A 19900-nucleotide genomic window follows, 5' to 3' on the forward strand; every position below is an offset into this window, starting at 1 on the left:
TACGCATAGCTGGCATCTGGGCATGAATTGAGCGCCCGTGCAGACGGGTGGAATGGTTGAAAACCTATCCAAGAGGATTTTGAAATGGCAGAAATTACTGCAGCGTTGGTCAAAGAACTGCGCGAGCGTACCGGCGAAGGCATGATGGATTGCAAAAAGGCTTTGACCAAAGCCGGCGGCGACATCGAACAGGCCATCGACGACATGCGTGCTTCGGGCGCCATCAAGGCCGCCAAGAAAGCCGGTAACGTGGCTGCTGAAGGCGCTATCGCCGTCAAGGTCGCTGAAGACGGCAAATCGGCTGTCATCCTGGAAGTGAACTCGCAGACTGACTTCCTGGCTCTGCAAGACGACTTCAAGAACTTCGTCGCCGCCAGCGTTGAAAAAGCCTTCGCTGACAAGCTGACCGACGCCGCTCCACTGGTTGCTGCCCAAGAGCCGGCCCGTGAAGCCCTGGTTGCCAAGGTTGGCGAAAACGTCAACATTCGCCGCCTGGTACGCGTTGAAGGTGACGTGGTCGACGCTTACCTGCACGGTAACAAGATCGGCGTGATCGTGGCCCTGAAAGGCGGCAACGCTGAACTGGCCAAAGACATCGCCATGCACGTGGCTGCCAGCAACCCAGAGTTCCTGCTGCCATCGGAAGTCTCGGCTGAAGCCATCGAACGCGAAAAAACCGTGTTCCTGCAGCTGAACGAAGAAAAAATCAAAGGCAAGCCTGAGAACATCGTCGCGAACATGATCGACGGTCGCATCAAGAAGTTCCTGGCTGAAGCCTCCCTGGTTGAGCAGGCGTTCGTCAAGAACCCTGAAATCAAGGTCGGCGAGCTGGCCAAGAAAGCCGGTGCAGAAATCGTTTCCTTCACTTACTTCAAAGTAGGTGATGGCATCGAGAAGCCAGTCGACAACTTCGCTGACGAAGTTGCCGCACAAGTGGCTGCTGCCCAGAAGCAATAAGACGGATTCACCTCTGTCGCCCCAAAGAGGCTGCCCGCTCACGCGCGCAGCCTCTTTGTCAAAATGAAATACGGATAGAACGGCTTACGAGGCTGTTTTTCCGATGGCGCTGTAGCAGCGCCACGCTAGAGTTAGGCAGGCTGTAAAGCAGCCGCACAGAATTTTCTATACAACGCCGCAGGAGAGACTCGCATGGCTCAGCAGGTTAGTGGTCGTCAACCTCGCTATAAACGCATTTTGCTCAAACTGAGCGGCGAGGCCCTGATGGGCTCCGAAGAGTTCGGGATCGACCCGAAAGTGCTGGACCGCATGGCGCTGGAAGTCGGCCAACTGGTCGGCATTGGCGTTCAAGTAGGCCTGGTGATTGGCGGTGGCAACCTGTTTCGTGGTGCGGCCCTGAGTGCAGCAGGCATGGACCGTGTCACCGGCGACCACATGGGTATGCTGGCGACCGTGATGAACGCCTTGGCCATGCGCGACGCGCTGGAGCGTTCCAACATTCCAGCCATCGTCATGTCGGCGATCACCATGGTCGGCGTAACCGACCACTACGACCGTCGCAAGGCCGACCGCCTGCTAAAGTCCGGTGACGTGGTGATCTTCGCCGCCGGTACCGGCAACCCCTTCTTTACCACCGACTCCGCGGCCTGCCTGCGCGCCATCGAAATCGGTGCCGACGTGGTGTTGAAGGCGACGAAGGTCGATGGTGTGTACACTGCCGATCCATTCAAGGATCCGCATGCTGAGAAATTCGACCGCCTGACGTACGATGAAGTGCTGGATCGCAAGCTGGGCGTGATGGACCTGACGGCCATCTGCCTGTGCCGCGATCACAACATGCCGTTGCGGGTGTTTAACATGAACAAGCCAGGCGCTCTGCTGAACATCGTAGTGGGCGGCGCCGAAGGAACTCTGATCGAGGAAGGCGAAGAATGATCAACGAAATCAAAAAAGACGCTCAAGAGCGCATGCAAAAATCCCTGGAGTCCCTGGCTAACGCGTTCAGCCGGATCCGCACCGGCAAGGCCCACCCGAGCATCCTGGGCGGCGTGATGGTGCCTTACTACGGCGCAGACACCCCGTTGAGCCAAGTGGCCAACGTCACTGTGAAAGACTCGCGTACCCTGCAGGTCGTAGCGTTCGAGCGCAACATGCTGGCAGCGGTCGACAAGGCCATCCAAAGCTCGGGCCTGGGTTTCAATCCGACCAACCTGGGTGAACTGCTGCTGATCAGCATGCCAGCCCTGACCGAAGAAACCCGCAAGGGCTTCACCAAGCAGGCCCGTGAGGCGGCTGAAGATGGTCGTGTTGCTGTGCGCAACATCCGCCGTGATGCCTTGGGCCAGTTGAAAGACCTGGTCAAGGAAAAGGAAATCAGCGAAGACGAAGAGCGTCGCGGCGCTGACGACATCCAGAAGCTGACCGACAAGTTCGTGGCCGACATCGAAACAGCAGTGAAGCAGAAAGAAGCCGACCTGATGGCTGTATAAGGACCCGTTCGTTTCCATGGACAAGACCAAGCAGGCTGTTCCATCCGGGGTTCCGCGCCACGTCGCGATCATCATGGACGGCAATAATCGCTGGGCGAAGAAGCGCCTGCTGCCGGGCGTTGCCGGGCACAAGGCAGGCGTGGATGCCGTTCGCGCGGTGATCGAGGTGTGTGCCGAAGCCGGGGTCGAGGTGCTGACCCTGTTCGCCTTCTCGAGCGAGAATTGGCAGCGCCCGGCCGAAGAGGTCGGCGCGCTGATGGAGTTGTTCTTCACGGCCTTGCGCCGTGAAGCGCGTCGCCTCAACGAAAACCGTATCAGCCTGCGCATCATCGGTGACCGTTCGCGTTTCCATCCCGAGCTTCAGGCAGCCATGCGTGAAGCCGAGGCGGCGACGGCGGGGCCTGATCGCTTCGTGCTGCAGATCGCCGCCAATTATGGTGGCCAGTGGGACATTGCCCAGGCTGCACAGCGGCTCGCCCGCGAAGTGCAGGCCGGGCACCTGCGCCCCGAAGACATTACCCCGCAGTTGCTGCAGACGTGCCTTGCCACCGGCGAATTGCCGTTGCCCGACCTGTGCATCCGCACCGGCGGCGAGCATCGCATCAGCAACTTCCTGTTGTGGCAGCTGGCCTACGCCGAGCTGTATTTTTCCGACCTGTTCTGGCCGGACTTCAAACACGAGGCCATGCGCGTTGCGTTGGCCGATTTCGCCTCCCGTCAGCGTCGCTTCGGCAAGACCAGCGAGCAGATCGAGGCTGGAGCCCGTGCTTAATGCTTAAACAACGCATCATTACTGCGCTGATCCTGTTGCCAATCGCCCTGTGCGGGTTTTTCCTGCTCGAGGGGGCAGGCTTTGCCCTGTTCATTGGCCTGGTGGTGACCTTGGGCGCCTGGGAATGGGCGCGCCTGGCAGGCTTCGAGGCGCAGCCTGCGCGGATCGGTTTTGCCGCCGTGGTCGCGCTCCTGCTGTTTTTCCTTTACCTGTCGCCTAGCCTCGCGCCGTTCGTGCTGGGTGCGGCGGTGTTGTGGTGGGCAGTGGCGACCTACCTGGTGCTGACCTATCCGCGCACTGCCGAGCGCTGGTCCAGCGTGGCCTGCAAACTGCTCATCGGCTTGTTGATCCTGCTGCCGGCCTGGCAAGGCCTGGTGCTGATCAAGGAATGGCCGTTGGGCAACTGGCTGATTCTGTCGGTGATGGTGCTGGTGTGGGGCGCCGACATCGGTGCGTATTTCTCTGGCAAGGCCTTTGGCAAACGCAAGCTGGCCCCGCAGGTCAGCCCGGGCAAAAGCTGGGAAGGCTTCTACGGTGGCATGGCGCTGTGCCTGGCGATCGCGCTGGTGGTGGGCCTGCTTCGCCACTGGTCGCTGGGTGAGTTGGTGATGGGCTTGCTGGGCACGGCACTGGTGGTGGCCATTTCGGTGGTCGGCGACCTGACCGAAAGCATGTTCAAGCGTCGCGCCGGGATCAAGGACAGCAGCAACCTGCTGCCAGGCCATGGCGGCGTGCTGGACCGAATCGACAGCCTGACGGCGGCGATTCCGCTGTTCGCGGTGTTGCTGTGGGCTGCCAATTGGGGCGTCCTGTGAGCCACGTTCAACGGATTACCGTGCTGGGGGCCACTGGCTCCATTGGCTTGAGCACGCTGGATGTGGTGGCGCGTCATCCTGATCGTTACCAAGTGTTTGCCCTCAGTGGTTTTTCGCGCCTGAGCGAGTTGCTGGCACTGTGCATCAAGCACGTGCCGGTGTTTGCCGTGGTGCCTGATGAGGCTGCGGCCGGCAACCTGCGTGAAGGCTTGCGCACCGCCGGGCTTGCGACTGAAGTGCTGGTGGGCGAGGCAGGGCTGTGCCAAGTGGCTGCCGACCCTCAGGTGGATGCCGTGATGGCGGCCATCGTCGGCGCGGCCGGGCTCAAGCCGACCCTGGCTGCGGTCGAGGCCGGCAAGAAGGTCTTGCTGGCCAACAAAGAAGCGCTGGTCATGTCGGGCCACCTGTTCATGCAGGCGGTGCGCCAGAGCGGGGCGGTGCTGTTGCCGATCGACAGCGAGCACAATGCGATCTTCCAGTGCCTGCCCGGTGATTTTACCCGTGGCCTGGGCCAGGTCGGCGTGCGCCGCATCCTGTTGACCGCCTCGGGCGGCCCGTTCCGTGAAACGCCCCTGGGCGATTTGCAGAATGTCACCCCCGAGCAGGCCTGTGCCCATCCCAACTGGTCGATGGGGCGCAAGATCTCCGTCGATTCGGCAAGCATGATGAACAAGGGCCTTGAGTTGATCGAGGCGTGCTGGTTGTTCGATGCGCAGCCCTCGCAGGTCGAGGTGGTGGTGCACCCGCAAAGCGTGATCCACTCCCTGGTCGACTACATCGATGGTTCGGTGCTGGCGCAGTTGGGCAACCCTGACATGCGCACCCCGATTGCCCACGCCTTGGCCTGGCCTGAGCGCCTGGCCTCCGGTGTGGCCCCGCTGGACCTGTTTGCCGTGGCCCGCCTGGACTTCCAGGCACCTGACGAACAGCGCTTCCCTTGCCTGCGCCTGGCGCGTCAGGCTGCGCAAGCGGGCGGCAGTGCCCCGGCGGTGCTCAATGCGGCAAACGAAATCGCCGTGGCGGCTTTTCTAGAGCGCCGCATCCGTTACCCCGAGATCGCGAGTATGATCGAGGAGGTATTGAACCAGGAGGCCGTGGTCGCGCTGGATGGCCTGGAGGCGGTGTTTGCCGCTGACGGTCGCGCCCGCCTGCTGGCAGAACAGTGGTTGAGTCGCCAAGGGCGATAATGGGCGGCCGCATCGTCGCGGGCGCCGCGTTTCGTCGGCAAGCCATTCGGAGAGAGTTATGAGTGCGCTCTACATGATTATCGGTACCCTGGTGGCATTGGGCGTACTGGTTACCTTTCACGAATTCGGACACTTCTGGGTGGCCCGCCGTTGCGGCGTGAAAGTGCTGCGCTTCTCCGTGGGCTTCGGCATGCCGTTGCTGCGCTGGCATGACCGTCAAGGCACCGAGTACGTGGTGGCGGCCATTCCTTTGGGCGGCTACGTGAAAATGCTCGACGAGCGCGAGGGCGAAGTGCCTGCCGAGCAGCTCGAGCAAGCGTTCAACCGCAAGACCGTGGGCCAGCGTATCGCCATCGTCGCGGCAGGCCCCATTGCCAACTTCCTGTTGGCGATCATCTTTTTCTGGGCCTTGGCGATGATGGGCAGCCAGCAGGTGCGGCCGGTGATCGGCAGCGTCGAGCCCGGCAGTATCGCCGCCGTCGCAGGCGTGAGTGCCGGTCAGGAAATCGTCGCCGTCGATGGCGAGCCCACCACGGGCTGGGCTGCGGTTAACTTGCAAATGGTGCGCCGCCTCGGCGAAACCGGCGCCATGCAATTGCGGGTGCGCGAAGACGGCTCCACGGCCGATTCGCCACGCACCCTGGTACTGGATCACTGGTTGCAGGGCACCGACGAGCCCGACCCGATTCGCTCGCTGGGCATCAAGCCTTGGCGCCCGGCCTTGCCGCCGGTACTGGCCGAACTCGATGCCAAGGGCCCGGCCGCTGCCGCTGGTCTGAAAACCGGTGACCGCTTGCTGGCCCTCGACGGCCAGGTACTGGGCGATTGGCAGCAGGTGGTGGATGCGGTCCGTGTACGTCCAGATACCAAAATTGTGCTGCGCGTGGAGCGCGATGGTGCTCAAATCGACATCCCGGTCACCCTGGTGACCCGTGGTGACGGCAAGGCGGCCACCGGTTACCTGGGGGCCGGGGTCAAGGCGGTCGAATGGCCAGCATCGATGACGCGCGAGGTCAGCTACGGGCCGATCGAGGCGATTGGCGAGGGTGCCAGGCGCACCTGGACCATGAGCGTGCTCACCCTCGATTCGTTGAAGAAAATGTTGTTCGGCGAGCTCTCGGTAAAAAACTTGAGCGGACCGATAACCATTGCTAAAGTGGCGGGCGCTTCGGCCCAGTCGGGCATAGGGGATTTTCTGAATTTCCTTGCCTATCTGAGCATTAGCCTGGGGGTTTTGAATTTGCTGCCCATTCCTGTACTGGATGGGGGGCATCTGTTGTTCTACCTGATCGAGTGGGCGCGTGGTCGGCCGCTGTCGGATCGGGTACAGGGTTGGGGGATCCAGATCGGGATCAGTCTGGTCGTCGGGGTGATGTTGCTTGCCTTGATAAACGATCTGGGTCGACTGTAAAGCTTCGCTCAATTGCGAACCTGCCGCATCTGCGGCAGTTTGTTTATTGCCAGTTGGAATAAGAAAGGACTTCATGAAACGTCTGTTGCTTACTGCGGTTCTTGCCGTACTGATGATCACCGAAGTTCACGCCGAGTCCTTCAAAATCTCCGATATTCGTGTCAATGGCCTGCAGCGGGTGTCCGCCGGCAGCGTCTTTGGTGCCTTGCCGTTGAATGTTGGTGACGAAGCTGACGATCGCCGCCTGGTGGAATCCACCCGCGCGCTGTTCAAGACCGGTTTCTTTCAGGATATCCAACTGGGCCGCGACGGTAACGTCCTGGTGATCAGTGTCGTCGAGCGTCCCTCTGTCTCGAGCATCGAGATCGACGGGAACAAGGCCATTTCGACCGAGGACCTGATGAAGGGTCTGAAGCAGTCGGGCCTGGCCGAAGGCGAAATCTTCCAGCGCGCCACCCTCGAAGGTGTGCGTAACGAGCTGCAGCGCCAGTACGTGGCCCAAGGCCGTTACTCGGCCACGGTCGACACCGAAGTGGTGCCGCAGCCGCGTAACCGCGTGCAGCTGAAGATCAAGATCAATGAAGGCACCGTTGCCGCTATCCAGCACATCAACGTGGTGGGTAACACGGTCTTCACCGAAGAAGAATTGACCGATCAGTTCGAACTCAAGACCACCAACTGGTTGTCGTTCTTCAAGAACGACGACAAGTATGCTCGTGAAAAACTGTCTGGTGACCTGGAGCGCCTGCGTTCCTACTACCTTGACCGCGGCTATATCAACATGGATATCGCCTCCACCCAGGTGTCCATCACGCCTGACAAGAAAAGCGTGTACATCACCGTCAACGTCAACGAAGGGCAGAAGTACACCGTTCGCGACGTCAAGCTCAGCGGCGACCTGAAAGTGCCTGAAGACCAGGTCAAGGCGCTGCTGCTGGTGCAGAAAGGCCAAGTGTTCTCGCGCAAGGTCATGACCACCACCTCCGACCTGATTACCCGCCGCCTGGGTAACGATGGCTACACCTTTGCCAACGTCAACGGCGTGCCGACCCCGCACGACGAAGACCACACGGTCGATATTACGTTTGTGGTCGACCCGGGCAAGCGTGCCTACGTGAACCGCATCAACTACCGCGGCAACACCAAGACCGACGACCAGGTACTGCGCCGCGAAATGCGCCAGATGGAAGGCGGTTGGGCTTCCACCTACCTGATCGACCAGTCCAAGACCCGCCTTGAGCGCCTCGGCTACTTCAAGGAAGTAACCGTAGAGACCCCGGCCGTACCGGGCACCGACGACCAGGTTGACGTGAACTACAGCGTGGAAGAGCAGGCCTCGGGTTCCATCACCGCCAGCGTCGGTTTCGCGCAAAGCGCCGGTCTGATCCTGGGTGGTTCGATCAGCCAGAACAACTTCCTGGGTACCGGTAACAAGGTGTCCCTCGGCCTGACCCGCAGCGAATACCAGACCCGCTACAGCTTCAGCTATGTAAACCCCTACTTCACGCCGGACGGTGTGAGCCTGGGCTACAACGCGTTCTACCGTAAAACCGACTACAGCGACCTTGATGTCGACGTGGCAAGCTACGCGGTAGACAGCTACGGTGCCGGCATGACCTTCGGCTACCCGATCAGCGAAACGTCGCGCATGACCTACGGCCTGACCCTGCAGAAGGACACGATCAAGACCGGTATCTATACCGTTGACGAGATCTTCGACTTCACCGACAAGGAAGGCAAAAGCTTCACTAACCTGAAGGCCTCCGTGGGCTGGTCCGACTCCACCTTGAACAAGGGCGTGTTGCCAACCCGTGGTCACTCGCAAAGCCTGACCTTTGAAACCACCACGCCGGGCAGCGACCTGTCGTTCTACAAAGTGGATTACCGTGGCCAGTTGTTCACCCCGATCAACGACACCTACACCATGCGCTTCCACACTGAGCTGGGCTATGGCGACGGTTTCGGTTCTACCTCGGGCCTGCCGTTCTACGAGAACTACTACGCTGGTGGCTTCAACTCGGTGCGCGGCTTCAAGGACAGCACCCTGGGCCCACGCAGCACGCCAAGCTCCACCAACGCAGCACGCGGTACTACTGCAGACCCAGACCAGGATCCAGCCGCCTTCGGTGGTAACGTCCTGCTGACCGGTGGTGCAGAAATCCTGTTCCCGATGCCGTTCGTGAAGGACCAGCGTTCGCTGCGTACTTCCATATTCATGGACGTCGGTAGCGTATTCGATACAAACTGCGACTCTGCTGATTCGAGCTACTGCTCCAATGTCGACTTCTCCAATGTCGCCGCGTCCATGGGCCTGGGTGTGACTTGGGTCACCGCGTTGGGTCCGTTGAGCTTCAGCTTGGCCATGCCGATCAAGAAGCCGGACTATGCAGAAACCCAGATTTTCCAATTCTCTCTGGGCCAGACGTTCTAAGCGTCTGATCACAGGTAATGACAACGGATTTTGTAGGAGTGAATCGTGCGTAAGTTGACTCAACTGGTTGTTCTGGCTGCCACCCTGGCCGCCACCCCGGCATTTGCCGACATGAAAATTGCCGTGCTGAACTACCAGAGCGCCTTGCTGGAATCCGACGCTGCCAAGCAATACGCGGTAGATGCCGAGAAGAAGTTCGGCCCGCAGCTGACCAAGCTCAAAACCCTGGAAAGCAGTGCCAAGGGCATCCAGGATCGCCTGGTAGCCGGTGGCGACAAGATGCAGCAGCCAGAGCGTGAGCGCCTGGAGCTGGACTTCAAGCAAAAAGCCCGTGACTTCCAGTTCCAATCCAAGGAACTGAACGAAGCCAAGGCTGCCGCTGACCGTGACATGCTCAAAGTGCTGAAGCCAAAACTGGACGGCGCTGTTGAAGAAGTCATCAAGAACGGCGGCTTCGACCTGGTGCTCGAGCGTGGCGCAGTGATCGATGTCAAACCGCAGTACGACATCACTCGCCAAGTCATCGAGCGCATGAACCAGAAGCGTTGATATGAGCGTAACCATGAAACTCGGCCAATTGGCCGAGTTCCTCGGCGCCACCCTTCGTGGCGACGCGGAGAAACAAATCACTGGGCTAGCCACTTTGCAAGAGGCTGGCCCAGCTCAGTTGAGCTTTCTGGCAAACCCCCAGTACCGCAAGTTCCTGCCTGATAGCCAGGCTGGTGCCGTGTTGCTGAAGGCGGCCGATGCCGAAGGCCATGAAGGCGACGCACTGCTGGTGCCAGACCCTTACCTGGCCTATGCGCGTATCTCGCACCTGTTCGACCCCAAACCCAAGGCGGTTGCTGGTATCCACCCCAGCGCGGTCGTGTCGGCGGATGCGGTGGTCGATGCCACGGCCAGTATCGGCCCGTTCGCGGTGATCGAAAGCGGCGCCATCATTGGTGCTGGTGTGACCGTGGGCGCCCACTGCTTCATCGGCGCGCGTTGCGTGGTCGGTGCCGGCGGCTGGTTGGCCCCGCGCGTTACGCTGTACCACGATGTGCGCATCGGTCAGCGGGTGGTGATCCAGTCAGGCGCGGTGCTCGGCGGCGAAGGCTTCGGCTTTGCCAACGAAAAGGGTGTGTGGCAAAAAATCGCCCAGATCGGCGGCGTCACCCTGGGTGATGACGTTGAAATCGGCGTCAATACCGCCATTGACCGCGGCGCCTTGGCCGATACCGTGATTGGTAACGGGGTTAAGCTCGACAACCAGATCCAGATCGCCCATAACGTGCAAATCGGCGACCACACGGCCATGGCGGCCTGCGTGGGCATTTCCGGCAGCGCGAAAATCGGCAAGCATTGCATGCTCGCCGGCGGTGTTGGGCTGGTCGGGCATATAGAAATTTGTGACAACGTATTCGTGACCGGCATGACCATGGTAACCCGCTCGATTACCGAGCCTGGGTCCTATTCGTCCGGTACAGCCATGCAGCCAGCGGCCGAATGGCGCAAGAGTGCAGCCCGTATTCGCCAGCTCGATGACATCTACAAACGTCTTCAGCAGGCAGAAAAGCGTATCGAAGCCGTGACCCAAGGCGGTAAAACGTCATCTGATGGCTGATACCATTTCCATATCAAGTGTGCACAGCCGCTAAACTGCCTCCTTGATTTGCAATAGGAGTGCTGCGCGTCAGTCGCGCGCTCCCTATCTTTAACACAGGCTTCCCCCCCGAAATGATGGACATCAACGAGATTCGCGAATACCTGCCTCACCGTTACCCGTTCCTGCTGGTGGATCGTGTAGCGGAACTCGATGTCGAGGCCAAGCGCATTCGCGCCTACAAGAATGTCAGCATCAACGAGCCGTTTTTCAACGGTCACTTCCCGGCGCATCCAATCATGCCCGGCGTGCTGATCATTGAAGCCATGGCTCAAGCCGCCGGCATCCTGGGTTTCAAGATGCTGGACGTGAAGCCTGCCGACGGCACGCTGTACTACTTTGTCGGCTCCGACAAGCTGCGTTTCCGCCAGCCGGTGATGCCCGGTGACCAGTTGATCCTGGAAGCCAAGTTCATCAGCTGCAAGCGCCAGATCTGGAAGTTCGAATGCCAGGCCTCGGTCGACGGCAAGCCGGTGTGCTCGGCTGAAATCATCTGCGCGGAACGCAAACTATGAGTTTGATTGACCCTCGCGCCATCATCGATCCGTCGGCCAAGTTGGCCGATGGTGTCGAGGTCGGCCCTTGGTCGATCGTCGGCGCCGGTGTTGAAATCGGCGAGGGTACTGTCATCGGGCCGCACGTGATCCTGCGTGGCCCTACCAAAATTGGCAGGCACAACCGCATCTACCAGTTTTCCTCGGTAGGCGAAGACACCCCGGACTTGAAGTACAAGGGCGAAGAGACGCGCCTGGTGATCGGTGATCACAACGTGATTCGCGAAGGCGTGACCATTCATCGCGGCACCGTGCAGGACCGCGCTGAAACCACCCTGGGTGACCACAACCTGATCATGGCCTACGCGCACATCGGCCACGACAGTGTCATCGGCAACCATTGCATCCTGGTCAACAACACCGCGTTGGCCGGGCACGTGCACGTGGACGACTGGGCGATCCTGTCCGGTTTCACCCTGGTGCATCAGTTTTGCCATATCGGTGCCCACAGCTTTTCGGGCATGGGTACCGCGATTGGCAAGGACGTGCCGGCCTACGTGACGGTGTTCGGCAACCCGGCCGAGGCGCGCAGCATGAATTTCGAGGGCATGCGCCGTCGCGGTTTCAGCGATGACGCCATCCATGCCTTGCGCCGCGCCTACAAGGTGGTCTACCGCCAAGGCTTGACGGTGGATCAAGCCATCGCCGAACTGGCCGAGCCGGCTGCCCAGTACCCTGAAGTCGAAGTGTTCCTGCGCTCGATCCAGACCTCTACCCGCGGCATCACGCGCTGATGCCAATGCCTGCCCAATTGTGCGTTGCCCTGGTGGCTGGCGAGGCCAGCGGCGATATCCTCGGGGCAGGCTTAATGCGTGCGCTCAAGGCGCGCCATGGCGACATCGAGTTCATCGGTGTTGGCGGCCCGCTGATGCAAGCCGAAGGCATGGTCTCGGACTTCCCCATGGAGCGCCTGGCCGTGATGGGCCTGGTAGAGGTGCTGGGGCGTCTGCGCGAATTGCTCAAGCGCCGCAAGTTGCTGATCCAGACGCTGATCGAGCGCAAGCCCGACGTGTTCATCGGCATCGATGCCCCGGATTTCACCCTCAATATCGAACTCAAGCTGCGCCAGGCCGGGATCAAGACCGTGCACTACGTCAGCCCTTCGGTATGGGCCTGGCGGCAGAAGCGTGTGCTGAAGATCCGCGAAGGCTGCGACCTGATGCTCACCCTATTCCCCTTCGAGGCGCGGTTCTACGAAGAGAAGGGCGTGCCAGTGCGCTTCGTCGGCCACACCCTGGCCGATGCCATCCCGTTGCAGGCCGACCGCGAGGCTGCCCGCGCCGAACTGGGCCTGGCAGGCCCCGGCGCCGTGGTGGCGTTGATGCCGGGCAGCCGTGGTGGTGAAGTGGGGCGCCTGGGCGCACTGTTCTTTGACGCCGCCCAGTTGCTGCTCAAGCAGCGCCCGGACGTGCGTTTCGTGCTGCCGTGCGCCAACCCGGAGCGTCGCGCCCAGATCGAGCAACTGCTGGTGGGCCGAGCCCTGCCGTTGACGCTGCTCGACGGTCAGTCCCACAAGGCCCTGGCGGCCTGTGACGCGGTGCTGATCGCTTCGGGCACGGCCACCCTGGAAGCCTTGCTCTACAAGCGCCCGATGGTGGTGGCGTACAAGCTGTCGCCGGTCAGCTTCTGGATTCTCAAGCGTATGGTCAAAAGCCCCTACGTGTCCCTGCCCAACCTGTTGGCTCAGCGTTTGCTGGTCCCGGAATTGCTTCAGGATGCTGCAACGCCCGAAGCCCTGGTCAATACCTTGCTACCCTTGCTCGATAGCGGGAAAGAGCAGACCCGTGGCTTCGACGAAATTCACCGGACCCTGCGCCGCGATGCCTCCAACCAGGCCGCCGAAGGTGTCCTGCAACTGCTGGCGCACTGACGCCGGCGGTGCACGTAATAAGAAGGCATTGATATGCAAATGGGGCTGGACTTTACCCTGGTGGAAGAACTGGTGGCGGGCGTCGACGAAGTGGGCCGTGGCCCGCTGTGCGGCGCCGTGGTCACGGCGGCGGTCATTCTGGACCCCAGTCGGCCGATCCTGGGCCTGAACGACTCCAAGAAGCTCACCGAAGCCAAGCGCGAGAAGCTTTACGACGAGATCTGTGAAAAAGCCTTGAGCTGGTGCATCGCCCGCGCCGAGGTCGAAGAGATCGATGAGTTGAATATCCTGCACGCGACCATGCTGGCCATGCAGCGCGCCGTCGAAGGCCTGAGCATCACCCCCAAACTTGCGCTGATCGACGGCAATCGCTGCCCTAAACTGGCCGTGCCCAGCGCCCCGGTGGTGCAGGGCGATGCCAAGGTGCCGGCGATTGCCGCCGCGTCCATCCTGGCCAAGGTCAGTCGCGACCGGGAAATGGCCGCGTTCGAATTGATTTACCCAGGCTACGGCATTGGTGGGCACAAGGGCTATCCCACCCCCGTCCATCTGGAAGCCTTGGCACGCCTGGGCCCCACGCCCATTCACCGGCGCTCGTTTGCTCCGGTGCGCGCCGCCTACGAGGCGCGTGGGCTGTTGAACGCAGACGTACTCTTGAGCTGAGCCGGCTGTTGTTTTAATCGGAGCCCGGTACAATCCGGGCTTTGTTGTTTTGTGCACCTATAGGATCACCATGTCGGTTTCTTTCGTTCATCTTCGCCTGCACACCGAATATTCGCTGGTCGACGGCCTGGTGCGCATCAAGCCGCTGGTCAAGGCCCTGACGGGCTTGAACATGCCGGCGGTCGCGGTGACCGATCAGAACAACATGTGTTCGCTGGTCAAGTTCTACAAAGCCGCCCAAGGCGCTGGCATCAAGCCGATCTGCGGCGCCGACCTGTGGCTGTCGAACAAAGACCCGGACGGCCCGCTGAGCCGCATCAGCCTGTTGGCCATGAACGCCCAGGGCTACCGCAACATCACCGAATTGATTTCCCGCGGTTTCATCGATGGCCAGCGCAATGGCCAGGTGATCATCGAGCGCGAGTGGGTGGCGCAGGCCAGCGCCGGGGTGATCTGCCTGTCTTCGGGCAAGGAAGGCGAAATCGGTCAGACCTTGCTAGGCGGTAACCCGGCGGACGCCGAACAGTTGATGCGCGAATGGATGGCGGTGTTCCCGAACCGTTTTTACGTTGAGATCCAGCGTACCAACCGCACCAACGACGAAGAATACCTGCACGCCGCCGTGGCCCTGGCCGATAAGCTGGGTGCGCCGCTGGTGGCGACCAACGACGTGCGTTTCATCCGCCAGGAAGACTTCGAGGCCCATGAAACACGCGTGTGCATCGGCGAAGGCCGGGCGCTGGATGACCCGCGCCGCAACAAGAACTACAGCGACCAGCAATACCTGAAAAGCGCCGAGGAAATGGCCGAGTTGTTCAGCGACCTGCCCGAGGCGCTGGAAAACACCGTCGAGATTGCCCGGCGTTGCAACATCGACGTCAAGCTGGGCAAGCACTTTTTGCCGGACTACCCGATCCCGGATGGCATGACCATCGACGAGTATTTCCGCAAGGTATCGTTCGACGGCTTGGAAGACCGCTTGGCGGTGCTGCTGCCCAAGGACACCACCGAGGACTACGAGGCCAAGCGCCAGGTCTATGTCGACCGGTTGAATTTCGAGCTGGATATCATCATCCAGATGGGCTTTCCCGGTTACTTCCTGATCGTTATGGACTTTATCCAGTGGGCCAAGAGCAACGGCGTGCCAGTAGGCCCGGGCCGTGGGTCGGGTGCCGGGTCGCTGGTGGCCTACGTGCAGAAGATCACCGACCTCGACCCGTTGGAATATGACCTGCTGTTCGAACGCTTCCTGAACCCGGAGCGGGTTTCCATGCCCGACTTCGACGTCGACTTCTGCATGGACGGCCGTGACCGAGTCATCGACTACGTGGCCGAGAAATACGGCCGCAACGCCGTGAGTCAGATCATCACCTTCGGTTCCATGGCCGCCAAGGCGGTGGTTCGGGACGTGGCGCGGGTGCAGGGCAAGTCCTACGGCTTGGCCGATCGGCTGTCCAAGATGATCCCGTTCGAAGTGGGCATGACCCTGGAAAAGGCTTACGAGCAGGAAGAGATCCTGCGCGACTTCATCAAGGTCGATGAAGAGGCCGCCGAAATCTGGGACATGGCCCGCAAGCTAGAGGGCGTGGTGCGTAACGTCGGCAAGCACGCCGGTGGCGTGGTGATCGCGCCCACCAAGCTGACCGACTTCTCGCCCATCTATTGCGACGAGGCCGGCGACGGCCTGGTGACCCAGTTCGACAAGGATGACGTCGAGGCGGCGGGCCTGGTGAAGTTCGACTTCCTGGGCTTGCGTACCCTGACCATCATCGACTGGGCGCTGAAGACCATCAACCGCGACCGTGCCAAGGTGGACGAGCCGCCGCTGGACATCGCCTTCATCCCGCTGGATGACAAGCCGACCTACCAACTGCTGCAAAAGGCCGAAACCACCGCGGTGTTCCAGCTCGAGTCGCGTGGCATGAAGGAGCTGATCAAAAAGCTCAAGCCCGACTGCCTGGAAGACTTGATCGCACTGGTGGCGCTGTTCCGCCCGGGCCCGCTGCAATCGGGCATGGTGGACGACTTTATCAACCGCAAGCACGGCCGCGCCGAGCTTGCGTACCCGCACTCCGACTATCAGTACGAAGGCCTCAAGCCGGTACTGGCGCCGACCTACGGCATCATCCTGTATCAAGAACAGGTGATGCAGATCGCCCAGGTCATGGCCGGTTATACCCTGGGCGGCGCGGACATGCTGCGCCGGGCCATGGGTAAAAAGAAACCCGAGGAGATGGCCAAGCAGCGCGGTGGCTTCATCGAAGGTTGCGTCTCTAACAAGATCGACCCGGACTTGGCCGGTAACATTTTCGACCTGGTAGAGAAGTTCGCCGGTTACGGCTTCAACAAATCCCACTCCGCCGCCTACGGCCTGGTGTCGTACCAGACCGCCTGGCTGAAGACTCACTACCCGGCGCCGTTCATGGCCGCGGTACTCTCGGCGGACATGCACAACACCGACAAGGTCGTGACCTTGATCGAGGAAGTGCGCAGCATGAAGCTGCGCCTCGACGCCCCAGACGTGAACGCCTCGGAGTTCAAGTTCACGGTGAACGAGGAGGGCCGCATCATTTACGGCCTGGGCGCGATCAAGGGCGTGGGCGAGGGCCCGGTGGAAGCCATTACCGAGGCCCGCCAGGACGGTCCGTTCAAGGACTTGTTCGACTTTTGCGAGCGCATCGACCTCAAGCGCGTCAACAAGCGCACCCTGGATGGTTTGATCCGCAGCGGCGCACTGGACCGCCTTGGCCCGCACTTTCATGACGAGAGCAAGGCGTACCTGGCCAACATCGACCGCAACCGCGCGGTGTTGCTGGCGGCCATGGAAGAGGCCATCAAGGCGGCCGAGCAGACCGCGCGTACCCATGACAGCGGCCACTCGGACCTGTTCGGCGGGCTGTTCGTGGAAGCAGACGCCGACGTCTACGCCAGCCATCGCAAGGCCAAGGAACTGACCCTCAAGGAGCGCCTGCGTGGCGAAAAGGAAACCTTGGGGTTGTACCTCACCGGCCACCCGATCGACGAGTACGAAGGCGAGATCCGTCGCTTTGCCCGTCAGCGCATCATCGACCTCAAGCCGGCGCGCGACACGCAAACCGTGGCCGGCATGGTCATCGCCTTGCGGGTGATGAAAAACAAGAAGGGCGACAAGATGGGCTTCATCACCCTGGACGATCGGTCCGGGCGTATCGAGGCGTCGCTGTTCGCCGATGCCTTCATGGCCGCGCAGTCGCTGCTGCAGACCGATGCGATGGTGGTGGTGGAAGGGGAGGTCAGCAATGACGATTTCTCCGGCGGCCTGCGCCTGCGGGTCAAGCGCGTGATGACCATGGAAGATGCCCGTACCAACCTCGCCGAAAGCCTGCGCCTGAAGGTCAAGGCCGAGGCGTTGAAGGGCGACCGGCTGGCCTGGTTGGGCGAACTGTTCAAGAAATACCGCGGCGCTTGCCCGATCACCATGGAGTACACCGGCCCCGACGCCAAGGCCTTGCTGCAGTTTGGCGAGGGCTGGCGCATCGACCCGGCCGATGGCCTGATTCAAGCGCTGCGTGACCAGTTCGGCCGCGAGAACGTCTTCCTGCAATATCGTTGAAAATGGCGTGAGCCTGCTCGACCCGAATTTTTTAAACTCGACCTGAATGCGCCTGATCCCTTATGGTAGGGCGCTCAACGGATCAACCGGCCGGCCGCCAGGCCGTCGACCCAAGACGGATGCCTATGAACCCGAATTTTCTTGATTTCGAACAGCCGATCGCTGACCTGCAAGCCAAGATTGAAGAGCTGCGCCTGGTCGGCAACGATAACTCGCTGAACATCGGCGATGAGATCGCTCGCCTGCAAGACAAGAGCAGCACGCTGACCGAAAGCATCTTCGGCAATCTGACCAGCTGGCAGATCGCTCGCATGGCGCGTCACCCGCGCCGTCCGTACACCCTGGATTACATCCAGCACATCTTCACCGAGTTCGACGAACTGCACGGCGACCGTCATTTCTCCGACGACGCGGCTATCGTTGGTGGCGTTGCTCGCCTGGACGACCAGCCGGTGATGGTGATCGGTCACCAGAAAGGCCGTGAAGTGCGCGAGAAGGTGCGCCGCAATTTCGGCATGCCGCGCCCGGAAGGCTACCGCAAGGCCTGCCGCCTGATGGAAATGGCCGAGCGTTTCAAAATGCCGATCCTGACCTTCATCGACACCCCGGGTGCCTACCCTGGGATCGACGCCGAAGAGCGCAACCAGAGCGAAGCGATCGCCTGGAACCTACGCGTGATGGCGCGCCTGAAAACCCCGATCATTGCCACCGTGATCGGCGAAGGTGGTTCGGGCGGTGCACTGGCCATCGGCGTGTGTGACCAACTGAACATGCTGCAGTACTCCACGTACGCGGTGATCTCGCCGGAAGGCTGTGCCTCGATTCTGTGGAAAACCGCCGAAAAAGCGCCTGACGCTGCCGAAGCCATGGGCATCACCGCCGAGCGACTCAAAGGCCTGGGTATCGTCGACAAGGTGATCAACGAGCCGCTGGGTGGCGCCCACCGCGACCCGGCTGCGGCCGCCGCGCTGATCCGCCAGGAGCTGACCGCGCAGCTGTCGATGCTCAAGGGCCTGGACGTGGAGGCGCTGCTCAAGCGCCGCTATGACCGCCTGATGAGCTACGGCCTGTAAACCGAGGCCTTCGCGGATAAATCCGCTCCTACATCGAAACGCGCTTTCCCTGTAGGAGCGGATTTATCCGCAAACAGCGCACCGAGCCCAATCATGAAACACCTGCTTGAGCGCAATCTTCTTCCCTGGCGCACCGCGCCCACCTGGCACATCGCCTTCTCTGGCGGCCTGGACTCCACCGTCCTGCTGCACCTGCTAGCCACCACGGCCGACACCCCGCCCCTGCATGCCATCCACATCCATCACGGCCTTCAAGCTGCGGCTGATGCGTGGCCGGCCCATTGTCAGGCGGTGTGCGATGAGCTGGGCGTGCCGTTGAGTGTCGTGAGCGTTGCGGTGGGGCAGGGCGGCAGCGTTGAAGAGGCGGCGCGCCAGGCGCGTTACCAGGCCTTCGAACAGCAGTTGCGCGCCGGCGAAGTGTTGTTCGTGGCCCAACACCGTGATGATCAGGCCGAAACCCTGTTGTTCCGCCTGTTGCGGGGCGCAGGCGTGCGCGGGTTGGCGGCCATGGCAGGCGACAGGTCACTGGGCCAGGGTCGCCTGGTGCGGCCGTTGTTGCAGGTATCTCGCGCCGAATTGCAGCGTTACGCCCAGGCGCATGGCCTGCAATGGATCGAAGATCCGTCCAATGCCGATACACAGTTTTCGCGCAACTACCTGCGTGGTGAGGTGCTGCCGGTGATCGAGCAGCGCTGGCCACAGGCGGCCGGCAACCTGGCGCGCAGCGCCGCGCACTTGGGCGAGGCCCTGGGCTTGCTTGAGGAGTTGGCCGTGCAGGATCTGCTGGCGGCCGAACGGCCTTCGCCGTGGCCCTGGCTGGCCTTGCCCAGCTTGCAGCTGGATGCGTTGCAGGCCTTGTCAGCGGCCCGTCAGCGCAACGCTTTGCAAGCCTGGTTGGCGCCGCGTACACGCTTGCCCGACAGCCAGCATTGGGTGGGTTGGCAGACCCTGCGCGATGCGCGTGGCGATGCTGCGCCGGTCTGGCGCCTGGAGGGCGGCGAACTGCATCGCGCGGGCGGGCGTATCTGGTGGTTGAGCGGCCTTTGGCTGCAGCCGGTTCCAGCGGGCCTTGCCTGGGGGGACCCGGCCCGTGCCTTGGAATTGCCTGGCAATGGGCAGCTACGGTGCTGTGGCGTGACGCCGCAGGGCCAGGTCCAGGTTCGCTACCGCCAGGGCGGTGAAGCGTTGCAGGTGCCTGGCCGGGGTGGCCGTGACTTGAAGCGCCTGCTCAACGAGTCGGGGCTGCCACCGTTCGTCCGCGCACGCTTGCCGCTGCTGTTCGTCGACGGCCAGTTGCAAGCCGTGGCCAACCTGCCGGCAGTGGGGCGCGAGGGCCTTGAATTGAAATGGCAACCACCGACGAACGTTCAACGTTTGAGATGAAAGCCTGTTTCCGGTAGACTACGCTCCCTTCTTGATACAACTTCTGTGCATTCACCA

17 protein-coding genes are annotated in these 19900 nt (G+C 61.4%); all 17 read left to right on the top strand.

The genetic code is table 11. The features are described from left to right. Positions 1-84: 84 nt before the first annotated feature. The gene (tsf, locus tag L9B60_RS19275; RefSeq protein WP_249672329.1) at positions 85-957 is read left to right on the top strand and encodes a translation elongation factor Ts; all 873 of its coding nucleotides are present in this window, start codon (positions 85-87) and stop codon (positions 955-957) included. Positions 958-1149: 192 nt separating this feature from the next. Next, on the top strand, positions 1150-1893 hold the full coding sequence (gene pyrH / locus L9B60_RS19280) for a UMP kinase (protein WP_249672330.1): 744 nt from the start codon (positions 1150-1152) through the stop codon (positions 1891-1893). Further along, complete coding sequence (frr, locus tag L9B60_RS19285; RefSeq protein WP_249672331.1) at positions 1890-2447, top strand: ribosome recycling factor; 558 nt, start codon at positions 1890-1892, stop codon at positions 2445-2447. Before pyrH ends, frr begins: the two co-directional genes overlap by 4 nt. 16 nt (positions 2448-2463) lie before the next feature. Further along, entirely contained in the window at positions 2464-3219 is a 756-nt protein-coding gene (gene uppS / locus L9B60_RS19290; RefSeq protein WP_249672332.1) for a polyprenyl diphosphate synthase, read from the top strand. After that, positions 3219-4034, top strand: a complete 816-nt coding sequence (locus L9B60_RS19295; RefSeq protein ID WP_249672333.1) for a phosphatidate cytidylyltransferase — start codon at positions 3219-3221, stop codon at positions 4032-4034. The genes uppS and L9B60_RS19295 overlap by 1 nt, the downstream gene beginning before the upstream one ends. Continuing rightward, the gene (gene ispC / locus L9B60_RS19300) at positions 4031-5221 is read left to right on the top strand and encodes a 1-deoxy-D-xylulose-5-phosphate reductoisomerase (RefSeq protein ID WP_249672334.1); all 1191 of its coding nucleotides are present in this window, start codon (positions 4031-4033) and stop codon (positions 5219-5221) included. The genes L9B60_RS19295 and ispC overlap by 4 nt, the downstream gene beginning before the upstream one ends. Positions 5222-5279: 58 nt before the next feature. Continuing rightward, entirely contained in the window at positions 5280-6632 is a 1353-nt protein-coding gene (rseP, locus tag L9B60_RS19305; RefSeq protein ID WP_249672335.1) for a sigma E protease regulator RseP, read from the top strand. A 73-nt stretch (positions 6633-6705) separates the two neighbouring features. Continuing rightward, on the top strand, positions 6706-9063 hold the full coding sequence (gene bamA, locus L9B60_RS19310; protein ID WP_249672336.1) for an outer membrane protein assembly factor BamA: 2358 nt from the start codon (positions 6706-6708) through the stop codon (positions 9061-9063). A gap of 45 nt (positions 9064-9108) precedes the next feature. Continuing rightward, positions 9109-9612 carry an OmpH family outer membrane protein gene (locus tag L9B60_RS19315; protein WP_249672337.1) on the top strand — a complete coding sequence of 168 codons (504 nt, stop codon included), beginning with the start codon at positions 9109-9111 and terminating at the stop codon, positions 9610-9612. 1 nt (position 9613) lies between these two features. Beyond that, the gene (lpxD, locus tag L9B60_RS19320) at positions 9614-10669 is read left to right on the top strand and encodes a UDP-3-O-(3-hydroxymyristoyl)glucosamine N-acyltransferase (protein WP_249672338.1); all 1056 of its coding nucleotides are present in this window, start codon (positions 9614-9616) and stop codon (positions 10667-10669) included. Positions 10670-10782: 113 nt separating this feature from the next. Continuing rightward, positions 10783-11223 carry a 3-hydroxyacyl-ACP dehydratase FabZ gene (gene fabZ, locus L9B60_RS19325; RefSeq protein WP_249672339.1) on the top strand — a complete coding sequence of 147 codons (441 nt, stop codon included), beginning with the start codon at positions 10783-10785 and terminating at the stop codon, positions 11221-11223. Then, positions 11220-11996 carry an acyl-ACP--UDP-N-acetylglucosamine O-acyltransferase gene (lpxA, locus tag L9B60_RS19330; protein ID WP_249672340.1) on the top strand — a complete coding sequence of 259 codons (777 nt, stop codon included), beginning with the start codon at positions 11220-11222 and terminating at the stop codon, positions 11994-11996. Before fabZ ends, lpxA begins: the two co-directional genes overlap by 4 nt. 5 nt (positions 11997-12001) lie before the next feature. Next, complete coding sequence (lpxB, locus tag L9B60_RS19335; protein WP_249672341.1) at positions 12002-13132, top strand: lipid-A-disaccharide synthase; 1131 nt, start codon at positions 12002-12004, stop codon at positions 13130-13132. 33 nt (positions 13133-13165) lie between these two features. Further along, positions 13166-13795, top strand: coding sequence for a ribonuclease HII (rnhB, locus tag L9B60_RS19340; RefSeq protein ID WP_249672342.1), 630 nt, complete (start codon positions 13166-13168; stop codon positions 13793-13795). A gap of 70 nt (positions 13796-13865) precedes the next feature. Beyond that, the gene (gene dnaE, locus L9B60_RS19345; protein WP_249672343.1) at positions 13866-17387 is read left to right on the top strand and encodes a DNA polymerase III subunit alpha; all 3522 of its coding nucleotides are present in this window, start codon (positions 13866-13868) and stop codon (positions 17385-17387) included. A gap of 125 nt (positions 17388-17512) precedes the next feature. Further along, positions 17513-18460 (top strand): acetyl-CoA carboxylase carboxyltransferase subunit alpha, encoded by a 948-nt coding sequence (locus L9B60_RS19350; protein ID WP_249672344.1) that lies wholly within the window; start codon positions 17513-17515, stop codon positions 18458-18460. A gap of 93 nt (positions 18461-18553) precedes the next feature. Continuing rightward, positions 18554-19843, top strand: coding sequence for a tRNA lysidine(34) synthetase TilS (gene tilS / locus L9B60_RS19355; protein ID WP_249672345.1), 1290 nt, complete (start codon positions 18554-18556; stop codon positions 19841-19843). Positions 19844-19900 lie beyond the last annotated feature (57 nt).

Origin of the sequence: Pseudomonas abieticivorans, assembly GCF_023509015.1 — a bacterium.
GTDB classification, from domain to species: Bacteria; Pseudomonadota; Gammaproteobacteria; order Pseudomonadales; family Pseudomonadaceae; genus Aquipseudomonas; species Aquipseudomonas abieticivorans.